This is a genomic window from Actinomadura sp. NPDC049382, assembly GCF_040677125.1.
GTDB lineage: Bacteria > Actinomycetota > Actinomycetes > Streptosporangiales > Streptosporangiaceae > Spirillospora > Spirillospora geliboluensis.
Window position 1 is genome coordinate 1 of sequence record NZ_JBFARO010000176.1, and the last position, 14,554, is coordinate 14,554.

Sequence of the window (14,554 nt, forward strand, 5' to 3'; positions counted from 1 at the left end):
GGCCCTCGCCCTCGCCGCGGCGGCGCTCGTCGTCGCGGTCGCGTTCGCCGGGCCGCCCGGCGCCGACGCCAACCTGGCGCCGTGGGCGCTGTACGTGACGTTCTGGGTCGGGCTCGTCCCCGCCGGCGTCCTGCTCGGACCCGTGTGGCGGCGCGTCAACCCGCTCCGCACCCTGCACGCCGCCCTGTGCCGCGCCACCCGCACCCCGCCCGCCGGGCGCCGCGCCCTGCCCGCCCGCCTCGGGTACTGGCCCGCCGCCGCCTGGCTCACCGGGTTCGTGTGGCTGGAACTGGTCGCCCCCCACCGCTCCGACCCGCGCCTGGTCGGGACGCTCGTCCTCGCCTACGCGGCCGCGAACCTCGCCCTGGCCTGGTGGTTCGGCCGCGACTGGTTCACCCGCGGGGACGGGTTCGAGGCCTACGCGAGCCTGCTGGCCCGGATGTGCCCGATCGGACGCCGCCCCGACGGGACCCTCGTCCTGCGGACGCCCCTCACCGGCCTGATGACCGGCGCCGCCGAACCCGGCCTCACCGCCACCGCCTGCGTCCTCATCGGCTCCACCGGGTTCGACGGCATCACCCGCACCACCTACTGGCGCGACAACGTCGACCCCTCCAGCGTCCCCGCCGGGACGCTAGGGCTCGCCGCCGCGATCGGCGCCGTCGCCGCCCTCTACGTCGCGGCGCTGCGCCTCAGCGCCCGCCTGACCGGCCAGGACCCGGCCGCGCTGCCCGCCCGGTTCGCCGCGACGCTGCTGCCCATCGCGCTCGGCTACACCCTCGCCCACTACTTCTCCTTCTTCGTCCTGGAAGGGCAGACCACCGTCATCCTCGCCAGCGACCCGTTCGGGACGGGCTGGAACCTGCTCGGCTCCACCGGCAACCGGATCGACTACGACCTCACCGGGCCCACGCTCACCGCGCAGGTCCAGGTCAACGCCATCGTCCTCGGCCACATCGCCGGGACCATCGCCGCGCACGACCTCGCCCTGCGCGGCCCCGGCCCGGCCGCGCGCGGGCAGCTCCCGATCGCCGCCGTCATGGTCGCGCTCACCTGCGCCGGGCTGTTCGCCCTGCTCAGCGGCTGACCGGCCGCGGCGCCGCACCTCCCGCACCGCGACCACCGCCGCGATCAGCACCGGCACCCAGAACTTCGTCGCCGCCAGCACCGCCCGCACCCACCCCGGCACCTCCGGCACCTCCGGCAGGTCCGGGAGCGGGACGTCCGGCCACGGGATGTCCGGCCACGGCGGCGACGGCAGGTCGATGTCGGGCAGGGCGACGTCCGGGCGCGGCACCAGCGCCAGCAGCAGCCGCACCAGCGCACCCAGTCCCAGCAGCGGGAACAGCACCTTCCCCGCCGCCACCACCACATGCCGCGAGGCGTACAGGACCGGACGCGCCCGCGCGAACGCCTCCCGCCGCGCCGCCCGCGTCCCCGCCGGCGGCTCGAACGCCACCGGCTCCCCGCCGTCCGCGTCGTCCTCGGCGGGTTTCGGCGGGGTCAGCGCGCAGCGGGCGGCCTGCCCGTCCAGCAGCCCGGCCGCGTCGAACACCACCGCCACCGACCACTGCCCGTACGGCAGCTCCGCCTTCAGCAGCACCCCGTCCACGGCCGCCTCCCGCACGCCGTCGACGTACAGGCGCGCGAACCGGTCCCAGCCGGCGCGGCCGGTCTCGACCTCCAGCAGGCGGCCGCCGTGCTCCAGCCTCCAGCGGCCCACCGGCGCGCCCCCGAGTGAAATGCCCCGTGCCATGCCCTAAGTCTCGCCGCCCGCCGGCGCCGCGCGGTGCGCCCGAACGGCGACGGGACCGTAGACGAAAGTCGATGACCGGCCGGGGCGGCCGGCCGAGGCGACCGGGCGGCGGTCAGGTCGCGAAGCGCCAGCGCGCCGCGCCGTACGGCTCCACCGTGCTGAGCGCCACCACCGTGTGGAACACCAGCCGGTACAGGTGCCAGGGCGGCGGGCCGGCGCTCTGCGCGCTGTAGGGGGCGGTGAAGGCGTCCCCGTCGACCTGCGCGGGCCAGCCGCCCTCCCGGTAGGCGGCCGCGACCGGCTCCAGCACCGCCGGGTCGGTGACGCGCTCGGCCGTCCCCTCCAGCACCACGTCCCCGGACGGGGTGCGGACCGACAGGGTGCAGGCCGGGTTCGCCGCCAGGTTGCGCGACTTGCGGGTGCCGGGCCCGCTGACGAAGAACACCTCGCCGTCGCGCCACAGCGGGCCGATGCCCGCCGAGTGCGGCCGGCCGTCCGGGCGGACCGTCCCCAGGAACGCCGCCGTCTCCGGCTTGGGCAGCGCCCCCACGAGCGCGTCGCGGACGTCCGCCCACTCCAGTTCGGGGCTGCCGTAGATGTCGAGGTTGTGGGCCTCGACGGGTTCGCGGTCGGTGGTCATCGCCGTCCTCCTTCGGCTGGACTGTCTCAGGTGCAGACCGCGCGGCGGGCCCGAACTCATCGGCGCCCGGTTCCCTAGGGTGGGGCCATGGCTCCTTCCATCGCCACCGCGAACCGCATCGGCCGCGCCGAGCTGCTGGAGTTCCTGCGGCCCCGCCACCATGCCCTGCTGTCCACCGCCCGCGCCGACGGGCGCCCGCAGATGTCGCCCGTGACCTGCGGCGTCGACGGGCAGGGCCGCGTCGTGGTATCCACCTACCCCGAGCGCGCCAAGGCCCGCAACGCCCGCCGCGACCCGCGCGTGTCGCTGTGCGTGCTGTCGGACGACTTCAACGGCCCCTACGTCCAGGTCGACGGGACCGCCGAGGTCATCGACATGCCCGACGCCGCCGACGCCCTCGTCGACTACTACCGGTGCATCGCCGGGGAGCACCCCGACTGGGACGAGTACCGCGAGGCGATGCGCCGCCAGGGCAAGTCGCTGATCCGCGTCGCGATCGACCGGTGGGGGCCGATCGCCACCGGCGGGTTCCCCGCCCGCCTCGCCACCGGCGACTAGCCCCGGCGAGGCCGGGCGCGGCGGGGCGGGTCACACGGCGGCCGGGGCGGCCTCGCGGCGCAGGTACTCCGCCGTCGCCGAACCCGGCGCGTCCAGCAGCGCCGCCGGGGTGCCGGCGAACACGATCTCGCCGCCGTGCCGGCCGCCGCCCGGGCCGAGGTCGATCACCCAGTCCGCCGCCGCGACCACCCGCGGGTCGTGCTCGGCCACCACCACGGTGTTCCCGGCGTCCACCAGCCGGTCCAGCAGCGCGATCAGCGCGCCGACGTCGGACATGTGCAGCCCGGTCGCCGGCTCGTCCAGCACGTAGACCGCGCCGGTGCCGCCGAGCCGCGCCGCCAGCTTCAGGCGCTGCCGCTCCCCGCCCGACAGCGACGTCAGCGGGCGGCCGAGCGTCAGGTAGCCCAGGCCCACGTCCCGCAGCGCCCGCAGCGGCCCGGCGACCCCCTCCGCAGCGGCCCCCTCGGTGGCGGGTCCTTCGAGGAACGCCAGGGCGCGGTCGGCGGTCATCTCCAGCACGTCGGCGATCGTGCGGCCCCGCAGCGTGTGCGCCAGCGCCTCCGGCCGGTAGCGGCGGCCCCCGCACGCCCGGCACCGCGTCGTGACCGGGTCCATGAACGCCAGGTCGGTGACGATCTCGCCGCTGCCGCCGCAGTCCGGGCACGCGCCCGCCGAGTTGTGCGAGAACAGCGCCGGCGGGGCGCCGCTCGCGCGGGCGAACAGCCGCCGCAGCGGGTCCATCGCGCCGAGGAACGTCGCCGGGGTCGACCGGCGGGACGCCGCGATCGCCGACTGGTCCACCACGACCGCACCGGGGTGGCGGGCCGCGAACCCGTCCATGACCAGGGTGGTCTTGCCCGACCCCGCCACGCCCGTCACGGCCGTCAGGACCCCGTGCGGGAACCGCGCCGTCACGCCCTTGAGGTTGCGGGCGCGGGCACCGGCCACCGTCGTCCAGCCCGACGGCTCCCGCACCGCGGCCTTGACCGGCGCGGCGCGGCGCAGCGCCCGCCCCGTCGGCGTCCCCGCGTCCCGCAGCGCCTCCGGGGTGCCGGTGAACAGCACCCGGCCGCCGTCCTCGCCCGCGCCCGGCCCCATGTCGATCACGTGGTCGGCGGCGCCGATGACGGCGGGGTCGTGCTCGACCACCAGCACCGTGTTGCCCCGGTCGCGCAGCCCCGCCAGCAGCCCGGTCAGCCGGTCCACGTCGGCGGGGTGCAGGCCGGCGGTCGGCTCGTCGAAGACGTAGGCCATCCCGGTCAGGCTCGACCCCAGGTGCCGGACGACCTTCAGCCGCTGCGCCTCCCCGCCCGACAGGGTGCCGGTCTCGCGGTCCAGGGTGAGGTAGCCCAGGCCGATGCCGTCCAGCCGCCGCAGCCGGGTGACCGCCGCGTCCGCGACCCGCGCCGCGACCGGGTCGGTGATCGCGGCGAGCACGCCGATCAGGTCGGAGGCCTCCAGCCGCGCCAGGTCGGCGATGGAGCGGCCGCCGATCCGCGACGCCAGCGCCGCCGGGTTCAGGCGCGCGCCCCCGCACGCGGTGCAGGCGTCCTCGCGGACCACGCGCCGCACCGCCTCCCGCAGCCCCGCCCGCAGCGCGCCCGGGTCCCGGTTGAGGTAGAGGCGCTCGAACCGCGCGACCAGGCCCTCGTAGGCGTTGTCGCCCATCGACCCGGTCCGGTTGCGGCGCGGCACGCGGAACCCCTTGCCGTGCAGCAGCAGCTCCCACTCGGTCTCGGTGAACTCGCGCAGCGGCCTGTCGGGGTCGAACAGGCCCGACTCGGCGTACAGCTGCCAGGGGAAGGTCCCGACGCCGAACGGCGGGAAGTTCACCGCGCCCTCGTTCAGCGACCGCGAGACGTCCAGGAACCGGTCCAGGTCGACCCGCACCGCGCGGCCCAGCCCGTCGCACGCCCGGCACATGCCCCGCGGGTCGTTGAAGGAGTACGCGGCGGCCTCCCCGGCCGACGGCGTCCCGAACCGGGAGAACAGCACCCGCAGCACCGGGGACACGCCGGTGGCCGTCCCGACCGTCGAGCGGGCGTTCCCGCCGACCGGCCGCTGGTCGACCACCACCGCGGGCGCCAGCCCGTCGACGGCGTCGGCGTCCGGCCGCTCCCGCTTGGGCAGCCGGTCGCGGGCGAACCAGCCGAGCGTCTCGCCCAGCTGCCGCTGCGCCTCCGCCGCGACCGTCCCGAACACCAGCGAGGACTTGCCCGACCCCGACACCCCCGACACCACCACGAGCCGGTTCTTCGGGATGCGCACCGAGACGTCCTTCAGGTTGTTGTGCCGGGCCCCGATGATCACGATGTCGTCGTCGCTCATGCCCGCCACGCTAGGAACCAAAGCGGTCAGGACCTGGCCTCCTTCGCCCGCATACTGGAGGCATGTCGTCAGAACGGCTGCTGCGGCTGCTGTCGCTCCTGCAGGCCCGCCGCGAATGGAGCGGCCCCGAACTGCGCGAGCGGCTCGGCGTCAGCGCCCGCACCGTCCGCCGCGACGTCGAGCGGCTGCGCGGCCTCGGCTACCCCGTGCACTCCACCCTCGGCGCCGCCGGCGGGTACGCGCTGGAGGCCGGCGCCGCGATGCCGCCGCTGCTGCTGGACGACGAGGAGGCCGTCGCGATCGCCGTCGGGCTCCGCACCGCCGCCGGGGGAGCGGTCGAGGGCATCGGCGAGGCGTCGGTGCGGGCGCTGGCCAAGCTCGAACAGGTCCTGCCCGCGCGGCTGCGGCGCCGCGTCACCGCCCTGCACACCGCGACCACCCCGCTGACCGGGCCGCCCGCCGGGCCCGCCGCCGACCCGGCCGTCCTGACCGCGCTGGCCGCCGCGTGCCGCGACCGCGAACGCCTCCGCTTCGCCTACCGCGACTCCGGCGGCGCCGAGACCCGCCGCCTGGCCGACCCGCACGGGCTGGTGTCGGCCGGGCGCCGCTGGTACCTGGTCGCCCACGACACCGGCCGCGGCGAATGGCGGACCTTCCGCGTCGACCGGCTCTCGGCCCCGCACCCCACCGGCGTCCGGTTCCCGCCCCGCGAGCCGCCCGCCGGCGGCGCCGCCGCGTTCGTCACCCGGTCGCTGGCGCGGTCGCGGCCGCTGCGGCGCGCGGTGCTGCTCGTGCACGCCCCCGCCGCCGAGCTCGCCGACCGGTTCCGCGTCACCGCCGCCGAGGTCGAACCGGTCGACGACGACACCTGCCTGCTGCGCACCACCGCCGACTCCCTGGAATGGACGGCGCTGCGCATCGCCTACCTCGACCTGGACTTCGAGATCCGCGAACCGGCCGAACTGCGCGAACGGCTCGCGGCCATGGGCGAGCGGCTGACCCGCGCCGCCACCGGCCCGCACGGCGGCCCGGGCGGCGGCTAGGGGGCGGGCGGGAGGATCTCGACGGGCAGGCCGCCGCGCGGCCGCATCGCCGTCACGCTCGTCGGGACCGGCACCGGGCCCGCCGGCCGCAGCCGCGTGCCGCGCAGCAGGCACGCCAGCATCGTCTTCAGCTCCACCGTCGCCAGCGTCGACCCGATGCAGCGGTGCGGCCCGCCGCCGAACGGCAGGAACGTCGACGGCGACGCGGGCCGATGCAGCGGCGAGGCCGGATCCCACCGCTCGGGCCGGAACCGCCCCGCCTGCGGCCACACCTGCGGCATCCGGTGCGTGACGAACGGCGAGTACAGCACCATCGCGCCCGCCGGGACGCGGTGCCCGGCATAGGTGAAGTCCTCCACCGGGACGCGGGCGCTGAGCACCGCCGGCGGGAACAGCCGCAGCGTCTCGTTCACCACCCCGTCCAGATAGGTCAGCGCGGGCAGGTCCGCGGCCGCAACCGCCCGGTCGCCGACCACCTCGGCGACCTCGCGGCGCGCCCGCTCCCACGCGGCCGGGTGCGCCGCCAGCGCGTACACCGCCCACGCCATCGCCGCGCTGGTGGTGTCGTACCCGGCGGAGATCAGGCTGATGACCTGGTCCTGCAGCTCCTGGCGGGTCAGGCCCGCGCCGTCCTCGTCGCGGGCCGCCATCAGCATGGCCAGCACGTCGTCGTGCGCGCCGCCCTCGCGCAGCCGCCGATCGACCTCCTCGTCCACCCGCGCGACCACCTGCGCGCGGGCCGCCGCGACCCGCCGCATGTAGGGGTTGGGCACCGACCGCAGCGCCATCTGCAGGACGAAGTTCTGGTCGATCGCGGCGAGCGCGGTCTGCAGCCGCCGCCCGATCACCTCGGCGTCGGCGGCGAGCCGGTCCCCGAACAGCACCTCCACGGTGCTGCGGCGGATCACCGACCGCAGCTCGGCGTAGGCGTCCAGCCGCCGCCCCGGCCGCCACGACGCCACCGCCGCGTCGGTGTTGGCCGCCATCCGCGCCACGTACCCGCCGACGCGGCGGTGGTGGAACGCCGGCTGGACCAGCCGGCGGCGCCGCCGGTGGTCGGCGCCGTCGCTGACGATCAGCGCGGTCTCCCCGTTCACCGGCACCAGCAGGTCGAACGCCTCCCGCCACCGGAACAGCCCCGAGTTGGCGAACACGAACGCGTTGGCGTCGGGGCCGAACAGGTGCACGAACGGGCGGCGCCGCGTCCCCACCGCCGCGACCGGGCCGGCCTCGGCGTGCAGGCGCAGCAGGCTCGCGCACGGGTTCAGCGCGAACGCCAGCCCGTGCCGCGCCGTCAGCGCCGGGGACGGCCCGCCGCGCGGGCCGTGCGGGCGGGGGAGCCGTACCGGGGTCTGGGAGGCCACCCGCCCACTATGGCACGCCCCCCCGCCGGTCCCGGCGCGGGCCGCGGTGGGAGGATGGGCTCCGTGACGGACGACAGCGGCGCCGTCCCCGGCGGACGGGCGGACGGGACCCACCACCCCAAACCTGGCACGCAGACCGTGGACCGGTCGGTGGCGGTCCTGCGCTCCTTCGAGGACGCCGCCCGGCAGACCCCCACCGAGATCGCGCACCGGCTCGGGCTGTCGGTCAGCACCGCGCACCGCATCGTGCACGCCCTGCACGCCACCGGGATGCTCGCGCAGGACCCGGCGACCGAGCGGTACTTCCTCGGCCCCACCACCGCGATCCTCGGCCGGCTCGCGCTGGAGCGGATGGGCGCCACGCTGCTGCAGCCGGAGCTGACCGCGCTGCGCGACGGCACCGGCGAGGCCGTCAGCCTCGGCGTCCGCGCCGGCGACGAGGTCGCGGTCCTGATGCACCTGCCGTCGCTGCACCCGCTGCGCTACGACCAGCCGCCCGGCGACCGCAACCCCATCCACACCTGCGCGATGGGCAAGGCGCTGCTGGCGTTCGGCGGCGACCCCGTCGCGATGGACGAGCCCTACGCCCGCTACACCCCCGCCACCCTCACCACCCGCCGCGGCCTGGACGACGACCTGGCCCGCGTCCGCGCCCGCGGCTACTCGCTCAACGACGAGGAGCGGCTGGTGGGGGTGCGGGCCGTGGCCGCGCCGGTCCGCGACGGCGGCGGCCGGGTGTTCGCGGCGGTCGCGCTGCAGGGCCCGTCGGTGCGGTTCGGCGACGACCGGCTGCCCGGCCTGGCCGAGGCCGTCCTGGCCGCCGCGGGCCGCCTCACCGCCCTGCACCGCCACCTGTCCTGACCCCCGGCCGGTTCAGCCCGCCCCGGCCGGTTCAGCCGGGCAGGGCCGGTTCGACCGGCTCGGCCGGGCCGGGCTCGGCCTGTGCGGGGCCGTCCGGGCCGACGGCGGCGGCGGAGACGGCGGTGAGCTCGTCCAGCAGCGCCGCCACCGCCGGGGGCCGCGGGCCCGCCGCGACGACCGCGCTGATGAGGCGGCTGCCCACCGCGGGCACGTCCGGGACCGCCACGCCCGGCTCGGCGTGCAGGCCGAGCGCCAGCGCCGGCAGCGCCGTGACCGCCAGGCCCCGCGCGACCAGCCGCTGGACCGCGACGTGGTCCTCAGTCGCGAACGCGATGTCGGGGACGAACCCGGCCCGCCCGCACGCCCACCGCAGGTGGTCGCGGCACCGCGCGCAGCCCGACGCCCACCGCTGCCCGGCCAGGTCCGCCAGCCGCGGCGCCTCCGCCGCCGCCAGGGGGTGGCCCGCCGGGACCAGCAGCCGCAGCGGGTCCCGCGCCAGCGCCACCTCCCGGAACCGGGCGTCGGCGTCGGGCGGGGTGTGCTCGTAGCGGAACACCACCGCGATGTCGGTGTCGCCCGCGCGCAGCAGCGCCAGCGCCTCCGGCGGCTCGGCGTCCACCAGCGTCACCGACACCCCCGGCGCCCGCTCGGCCAGCCGCGCCAGCGCGTCCGGCAGCAGCGCCCCGGCCGCCGTCGGGAACACCGCGACCCGCACCCGGCCCGCCCGCAGCCCCGCGATCGCCGCGATCTGCTCCTGCGCGTCGTCCATCCGGGCCAGGACGTCCTCGACGTGCTCGACCAGGATCCGGCCCGCCTCGGTCAGCCGCACCCCGCGGCCGTGCCGCACCACCAGCGGCGTCCCGGCCTCGGCCTCCAGCCGCGCGATGTGGTGCGACACGGCGGGCTGGGTGTAGGACAGGGCCCGCGCGGCGGCGGTCATCGAGCCGAGCCGCGCGACCTCCCGCAGGATCCGGCCCCGGTGCAGGTCCAGCATCCCCGCAAGGTATCAACAATGTTGATGGGACGCCCAGAAAACCGTACTTTGCGCTATGGGACGCGGGTGCCCGACGATCGGACCATGACCCTCTCCATCGAGGCGGCGCAGCGCGAGTTCGCCGCCGGCGCCGCCTACCTCAACACCGCCACCTACGGGCTGCCGCCCCGCGCCGCGCACGAGGCGATGCTCGCCGCCGAGCGCGACCGCGCCGCCGGGCTCATGGTCCCCACCGACCTGGACGCGGCCGTCACCCGGTCCCGGGAGGCGTTCGCGCGGCTGCTCGGCGTCCCCGCCGCCCGGGTCGCGTGCGGGCCGCAGGTGTCCTACTTCGTGGGGCTGGTCGCCGCGTCGCTGCCCGACCGCACCGAGGTCCTGGTCGCCGACGGCGACTTCACCTCCCTGCTGTTCCCCTTCGCCGCCCGGCCCGGCCTCACCGTCCGGTCGGTGCCGCTGGAGCGGATCGCCGAGCACGTCACCGACCGCACCGGCGTCGTCGCGGTGTCGGCGGTGCAGTCCGCCGACGGCCGCATCGCCCCCCTCGGCGACCTGATCGCCGCGGCCCGCGCGCACGGCGCCCGGATCCTGCTGGACGCCACCCAGGCCGCCGGATGGCTGCCGCTGCCCGCCGACCGCGTCGACTGGCTGGTGTGCGGCGGCTACAAGTGGCTGCTCGGGCCCCGCGGCACCTGCTTCCTCACCGGCACCGCCGAGGCGCTGCGGACGCTGCCGCCGATCGGCGCCGGCTGGTACGCCGGCGCCGACATCTGGGACTCGATCTACGGGCTGCCGCTGCGCCTGGCCGGCGACGCGCGCCGCCTGGACCTGTCCCCGGCGTGGCAGTGCTGGGCCGGGCACGCCCCCGCGCTGGAACTGCTGGAGCGGGTCGGGATCGCCGCGATCCACGACCACGACGTCGCGCTGGCCCGCCGGTTCCGCGCCGGGCTCGGGCTGCCGCCCGGCGACTCGGCGATCGTGGCGGTCGACGTCCCCGGCGGCACCGCCGAGGCGCTGCGCCGCGGCGGGGTGATCGCCTCCGTGCGGGCCGGGCGGCTGCGGTGCGCGTTCCACCTCACCACCACCGAGGCCGACGTCGACAAGGCCGTCGGGCTCCTCGCCCCGCTCGTCACCCCCTGACCCGCCCCTCTCGACGGGGGGCTCGGCCGAGTCGCGGCGGGGGCTCGCGGGAGGCTCGCGGGTGAAGTTCTTACAAGGTTGGAACAAGGTGGCTTGACCGGGCCGCGGACGCCGTCCCGGCCGCGCCGAGCGTCCTACCTTCGTCGCCATGAACGTACTGCTCACCGGATCGGCCGGGTTCATCGGCTCGCACGTCGCCGAGGCGCTCACCGCCGCCGGGCACCGCGTCCGCGGCCTGGACGCCCGGCCCGACGGGCTCGGCGGCGCGCCCGCCGACGTCGCCGACCCCGCCGCCGTCGCCCGGCGGCTGGCCGGCGTCGACGCCGTCTGCCACCAGGCCGCCAAGGTCGGCCTCGGCGTCGACGTGACCGACCTGCCCGCCTACACCGCCGCGAACGTGCAGGGCACCGCCGTGCTGCTGGCCGAGATGGCCCGCGCCGGCGTCGGCGCCCTCGTCCTGGCGTCCTCGATGGTCGTCTACGGGGAGGGCGCCTACGGCTGCGCCGCGCACGGGCCCGTCCGGCCCCGGCCCCGCCCCGAGCAGGACCTGGCCGCCGGCCGGTTCGACCCCGGCTGCCCCGCCTGCGGGCGGCCGCTCGCGCCCGGCGCCGTCGCCGAGGACGCCCCGCCCGACCCCCGCAACGCCTACGCCGACACCAAACTCGCCCAGGAGCACCTGGCCGCGTCCTGGGCCCGCGCCACCGGCGGGTCCGCCGCCGCGCTGCGCTACCACAACGTCTACGGGCCGCGGATGCCCCGCGACACCCCCTACGCCGGCGTCGCCGCGATCTTCCGGTCCGCGCTGCTGGACGGCCGGCCGCCGCTGGTGTTCGAGGACGGCGCGCAGCGCCGCGACTTCGTGCACGTCCACGACGTCGCCCGCGCCAACGTGCTCGCGCTGGAGCGGCTCGCGGCCGGGCCGCCCGAACCCGGCGGGCTGCGCGCCTACAACATCGCCAGCGGCGAGCCCCGCACCATCGGGGAGATGGCGGCCGCGCTGTCGGCCGCGTACGGCGGGCCCGCGCCGCGCGTCACCGGCGGCTACCGGCTCGGCGACGTCCGCCACATCGTCGCCCGCCCCGACCGGGCCCGCCGCGAGCTGGGGTTCTCCCCGGCGGTGGCGTTCGCCGACGGCATCGCCGAGTTCGCCGCCGCGCCCGTCACCACTTCGTAAGGGTCGCCGCCCCGTCACCGAAAGTAGCGTCGGACCGTGATCGATGTGGTTCTCCCGTGCCTCAACGAGGCCGAGGCACTGCCCTGGGTACTGGACCGGATGCCCGCCGGGTTCCGGCCCCTGGTGGTCGACAACGCCTCCACCGACGGCTCCGCGCGCGTCGCCGCCGACCGCGGCGCCCGCGTCGTCGCCGCGCCCGAACGCGGGTTCGGCGCCGCCTGCCACGCCGGGCTCCTGGCCGCCGAGACCGAGGTGGTGTGCGTGATGGACGCCGACGCCTCCCTCGACCCCGCCGAACTGCCCCGGCTCACCGCCGCGCTCGCCGCGCTGCGCGCCGGCGGCGCGGCCGGGCTGGTGCTGGGCCGCCGCCGCCCCGCGGGGCGCGGCGCGTGGCCGCCGCACGCCCGCCTCGGCAACGCCGTCCTGGCCCGCTCCCTGAACCGGCGCGCCGGCACCCGCCTGCGCGACCTCGGCCCGATGCGCGCCGCGCCCCGCGCCGCGCTGCTCGGCCTGGGCCTGGCCGACCGCCGGTTCGGCTACCCGCTGGAGATGGTGCTGCGCGCCGCCGCCCACGGCTGGCCGGTCGCCGAGATCGACGTCGCCTACCGGCCCCGCACCGGCGCGTCCAAGGTGACCGGGACCCTCGGCGGGACGGTCCGCGCCGTCCGCGACATGCGCCGCGTCCTGGCCGAGGCCGCCCGGTGACCGCCCCGGACGCCGCCCCGGACGCCGACCCGCCCGCCGATCTCGTCGTGATCGCCAAGGAGCCCGTGCCCGGGCGCGTCAAGACCCGCCTCACCCCCGCCTACACGCCCGGGCAGGCCGCCGCGCTCGCCGAGGCGGCGCTGTGCGACACCCTCGCCGCGGTCGCCGCCGCGCCCGCCGGGCGGCGGGTCCTGGCGCTGGACGGCGCGCCCGGGCCGTGGCTGCCCGCCGGGTTCACCGTCGTGGCGCAGCGCGGCGGCGGCCTGGACGAGCGGCTGGCCGCCGCGTTCACCGACGCGTGGGCCGGCCGCCCCCTGGTCCTCATCGGCATGGACACCCCCCAGGTCACCCCCGCGCTGCTGCGCCGCGCCGCCCGCGCCCTGCGCGACCGCGACGCGGTGCTCGGGCCCGCCGCCGACGGCGGGTACTGGCTGCTCGGGCTGCGCCGCCCCGACCCGCGGCTGCTGCGCGGCGTCCCGATGTCGCGGCCCGACACCGGCGCCGCCCAGCTCGCCCGGCTGCGCGGCGCCGGCCTGCGGGTCCGGCTGCTGCCCGAGCTCACCGACGTCGACACCCCCGCCGACGCCCGCGCCGTCGCCGCGCTGGCCGAAGGGACCCGGTTCGCCGCCGCGCTGCGCGGCCTGCACGCCGGGGCCGTCCCGGCATGATCGGCGCACTGTACGAGGAGGCGCTGCGGGGCCGCGCCCCCGTGGAGATCGAGCACGCCGACGGCCGCCGCCGCCCGCTGCCGGTGCAGGACTGGCTCGCCGCGGCCCGCCCCGGCGACGCCGGGCTGCTGGCCCGCTGCCGCGGCGCCGTCCTGGACGTCGGGTCCGGGCCGGGCCGGCTCACCGTGGCGCTGGCCCGCCGCGGCGTCCCCGTCCTCGGCATCGACGTGGCCCCCGCCGCGGTCGCGCTGACCGTCGCCGCCGGCGCGCCCGCCCTGTGCCGCGACGTGTTCGGGCGCGTGCCCGGCACCGGCCGGTGGGGCACCGTGCTGCTGGCCGACGGCAACATCGGCATCGGCGGCGACCCCGCCGCGCTGCTGCGCCGCGTCCTCGCGCTGCCCGCGCCCGGCGGCCGGGTCCTGGTCGAGGTCGACCCGCCCGGCGCCGGCTCCCGGATCGAGCCCGTGCGGCTGCGGTCGGAGTACACCGTCGGCGAGTGGTTCACCTGGGCGCGGGTGTCGGCCGACGCCGCCGGCGACCTGGCCGCCGCGAGCGCGGCGACCGTGACCGAACTGTGGGAGGAGGCCGGACGGTGGTTCATCGCCCTGCGCGCCCGACCCGAGCGCGCCTGACCCGCGTGCGGCAGATCCCCGCGCGCCTGACCCGTGCGCGGCCGGCACCGCCGCCGCTGCTCACCGGCATGGCCGGGCGATTCACCAGCCGCCTGCACGACACCCGGATCGCGTCGTGGCTCGGCGTCGCCCTCGGCGTCTCGGTCACCGTGTCGTTCACCACCGGCCTGGTCAGCCACTTCATGCAGCACCCGGCCGGGTGGATGCAGTGGCCGTCGCGGCCGGTGGGCCTGTACCGCGTCACCCAGGGCGTCCACGTCATCGGCGGGCTGGCGACCGTGCCGCTGCTGCTGGCCAAGCTGTGGACGGTCTACCCCCGGCTGTGGCAGTGGCCGCCGGTGCGCTCCGCCGGGCACGCGGTGCAGCGGCTGCTGGTGTTCGTGCTGGTCGGGGCGGCGCTGTTCCAGACCGTCACCGGGGTGCTGAACATCGCCTACTGGTACGTGTTCCGGTTCTTCTTCACCACCGCGCACTACTGGACGGCCTACATCCTGTTCGGGGCGCTGCTGGTGCACATCGCCAACGAGGGCGGCACGGCGCGGCGGGCGCTGATGACCCGTCCCCGGGACGGGGTGGGCCGCCGCGGGTTCCTGCTCACCGCCGCCGCCGCGGGCGGCGTCATCGCCGCGACCACGGTCGGGCAGACGGTGACGCCGCTGGCGCGGCTGGCGGTGCTGGCGCCGCGCCGCCCCGG

14 protein-coding genes and 1 pseudogene are annotated in these 14,554 nt (G+C 77.8%); 11 read left to right on the top strand and 4 right to left on the bottom strand.

Going from position 1 to position 14,554, the window contains the following annotated elements; translation table 11 throughout:
- Both AB0K34_RS43205 and AB0K34_RS43210 read left to right on the top strand, forming a co-directional pair.
- A partial coding sequence (locus tag AB0K34_RS43205) for a hypothetical protein (protein ID WP_364554387.1) occupies positions 1–1,087 on the top strand: 1,087 nt, incomplete at its 5' end.
- A 285-nt stretch (positions 1,088–1,372) separates the two neighbouring features.
- Entirely contained in the window at positions 1,373–1,741 is a 369-nt protein-coding gene (locus AB0K34_RS43210; RefSeq protein WP_364554388.1) for a hypothetical protein, read from the top strand.
- 127 nt (positions 1,742–1,868) lie between these two features.
- Here AB0K34_RS43210 and AB0K34_RS43215 read toward each other — a convergent pair whose 3' ends face one another.
- The gene (locus AB0K34_RS43215) at positions 1,869–2,396 is read right to left on the bottom strand and encodes a pyridoxamine 5'-phosphate oxidase family protein (protein WP_301177382.1); all 528 of its coding nucleotides are present in this window, start codon (positions 2,394–2,396) and stop codon (positions 1,869–1,871) included.
- An 87-nt stretch (positions 2,397–2,483) separates the two neighbouring features.
- Between AB0K34_RS43215 and AB0K34_RS43220 the strand changes: the two genes are divergently transcribed.
- Positions 2,484–2,954, top strand: coding sequence for a PPOX class F420-dependent oxidoreductase (locus AB0K34_RS43220; protein WP_301177383.1), 471 nt, complete (start codon positions 2,484–2,486; stop codon positions 2,952–2,954).
- A gap of 30 nt (positions 2,955–2,984) precedes the next feature.
- Here the strand turns inward: AB0K34_RS43220 and AB0K34_RS43225 are convergent, their stop codons facing one another.
- Positions 2,985–5,282, bottom strand: coding sequence for an ATP-binding cassette domain-containing protein (locus tag AB0K34_RS43225; protein ID WP_301177384.1), 2,298 nt, complete (start codon positions 5,280–5,282; stop codon positions 2,985–2,987).
- Between the two features lie 62 nt (positions 5,283–5,344).
- Here AB0K34_RS43225 and AB0K34_RS43230 point away from each other — a divergent pair, with 62 nt between their 5' ends.
- On the top strand, positions 5,345–6,325 hold the full coding sequence (locus AB0K34_RS43230) for a WYL domain-containing protein (protein ID WP_301177385.1): 981 nt from the start codon (positions 5,345–5,347) through the stop codon (positions 6,323–6,325).
- Here AB0K34_RS43230 and AB0K34_RS43235 read toward each other — a convergent pair.
- The gene (locus tag AB0K34_RS43235; RefSeq protein WP_364554389.1) at positions 6,322–7,689 is read right to left on the bottom strand and encodes a cytochrome P450; all 1,368 of its coding nucleotides are present in this window, start codon (positions 7,687–7,689) and stop codon (positions 6,322–6,324) included. The genes AB0K34_RS43230 and AB0K34_RS43235 overlap by 4 nt on opposite strands.
- Before the next feature lie 63 nt (positions 7,690–7,752).
- Between AB0K34_RS43235 and AB0K34_RS43240 the strand changes: the two genes are divergently transcribed.
- On the top strand, positions 7,753–8,550 hold the full coding sequence (locus tag AB0K34_RS43240) for an IclR family transcriptional regulator (RefSeq protein ID WP_364554390.1): 798 nt from the start codon (positions 7,753–7,755) through the stop codon (positions 8,548–8,550).
- Between the two features lie 31 nt (positions 8,551–8,581).
- Here AB0K34_RS43240 and AB0K34_RS43245 read toward each other — a convergent pair whose 3' ends face one another.
- A complete protein-coding gene (locus AB0K34_RS43245) occupies positions 8,582–9,544 on the bottom strand; it encodes a LysR family transcriptional regulator (protein WP_364554391.1) in 963 nt (320 codons plus the stop codon).
- Between the two features lie 84 nt (positions 9,545–9,628).
- Between AB0K34_RS43245 and AB0K34_RS43250 the strand changes: the two genes are divergently transcribed.
- From AB0K34_RS43250 to AB0K34_RS43275, 6 genes and pseudogenes are all read left to right on the top strand, one after another.
- Positions 9,629–10,681, top strand: a complete 1,053-nt coding sequence (locus tag AB0K34_RS43250; RefSeq protein ID WP_364554392.1) for an aminotransferase class V-fold PLP-dependent enzyme — start codon at positions 9,629–9,631, stop codon at positions 10,679–10,681.
- A 148-nt stretch (positions 10,682–10,829) separates the two neighbouring features.
- Positions 10,830–11,855 carry an NAD-dependent epimerase/dehydratase family protein gene (locus tag AB0K34_RS43255; protein ID WP_364554393.1) on the top strand — a complete coding sequence of 342 codons (1,026 nt, stop codon included), beginning with the start codon at positions 10,830–10,832 and terminating at the stop codon, positions 11,853–11,855.
- A 36-nt stretch (positions 11,856–11,891) separates the two neighbouring features.
- Positions 11,892–12,560 carry a glycosyltransferase family 2 protein gene (locus AB0K34_RS43260; RefSeq protein ID WP_301177391.1) on the top strand — a complete coding sequence of 223 codons (669 nt, stop codon included), beginning with the start codon at positions 11,892–11,894 and terminating at the stop codon, positions 12,558–12,560.
- Complete coding sequence (locus AB0K34_RS43265) at positions 12,557–13,228, top strand: TIGR04282 family arsenosugar biosynthesis glycosyltransferase (RefSeq protein ID WP_364554394.1); 672 nt, start codon at positions 12,557–12,559, stop codon at positions 13,226–13,228. Before AB0K34_RS43260 ends, AB0K34_RS43265 begins: the two co-directional genes overlap by 4 nt.
- A complete protein-coding gene (locus tag AB0K34_RS43270; RefSeq protein WP_364554395.1) occupies positions 13,225–13,860 on the top strand; it encodes a methyltransferase domain-containing protein in 636 nt (211 codons plus the stop codon). The genes AB0K34_RS43265 and AB0K34_RS43270 overlap by 4 nt, the downstream gene beginning before the upstream one ends.
- 5 nt (positions 13,861–13,865) lie before the next feature.
- A pseudogene (locus AB0K34_RS43275) lies at positions 13,866–14,554 on the top strand (hypothetical protein); the annotation flags it as partial.

Coding starts and splice junctions, on each gene's coding strand:
- AB0K34_RS43255 (WP_364554393.1), top strand. CDS start 10,830: ATGAACGTACTGCTCACCGGATCGGCCGGGTTCATCGGCTCGCACGTC.
- AB0K34_RS43215 (WP_301177382.1), bottom strand. CDS start 2,396: ATGACCACCGACCGCGAACCCGTCGAGGCCCACAACCTCGACATCTAC.
- AB0K34_RS43245 (WP_364554391.1), bottom strand. CDS start 9,544: ATGCTGGACCTGCACCGGGGCCGGATCCTGCGGGAGGTCGCGCGGCTC.
- AB0K34_RS43220 (WP_301177383.1), top strand. CDS start 2,484: ATGGCTCCTTCCATCGCCACCGCGAACCGCATCGGCCGCGCCGAGCTG.
- AB0K34_RS43270 (WP_364554395.1), top strand. CDS start 13,225: ATGATCGGCGCACTGTACGAGGAGGCGCTGCGGGGCCGCGCCCCCGTG.
- AB0K34_RS43230 (WP_301177385.1), top strand. CDS start 5,345: ATGTCGTCAGAACGGCTGCTGCGGCTGCTGTCGCTCCTGCAGGCCCGC.
- AB0K34_RS43250 (WP_364554392.1), top strand. CDS start 9,629: ATGACCCTCTCCATCGAGGCGGCGCAGCGCGAGTTCGCCGCCGGCGCC.
- AB0K34_RS43225 (WP_301177384.1), bottom strand. CDS start 5,282: ATGAGCGACGACGACATCGTGATCATCGGGGCCCGGCACAACAACCTG.
- AB0K34_RS43210 (WP_364554388.1), top strand. CDS start 1,373: ATGCCGCGAGGCGTACAGGACCGGACGCGCCCGCGCGAACGCCTCCCG.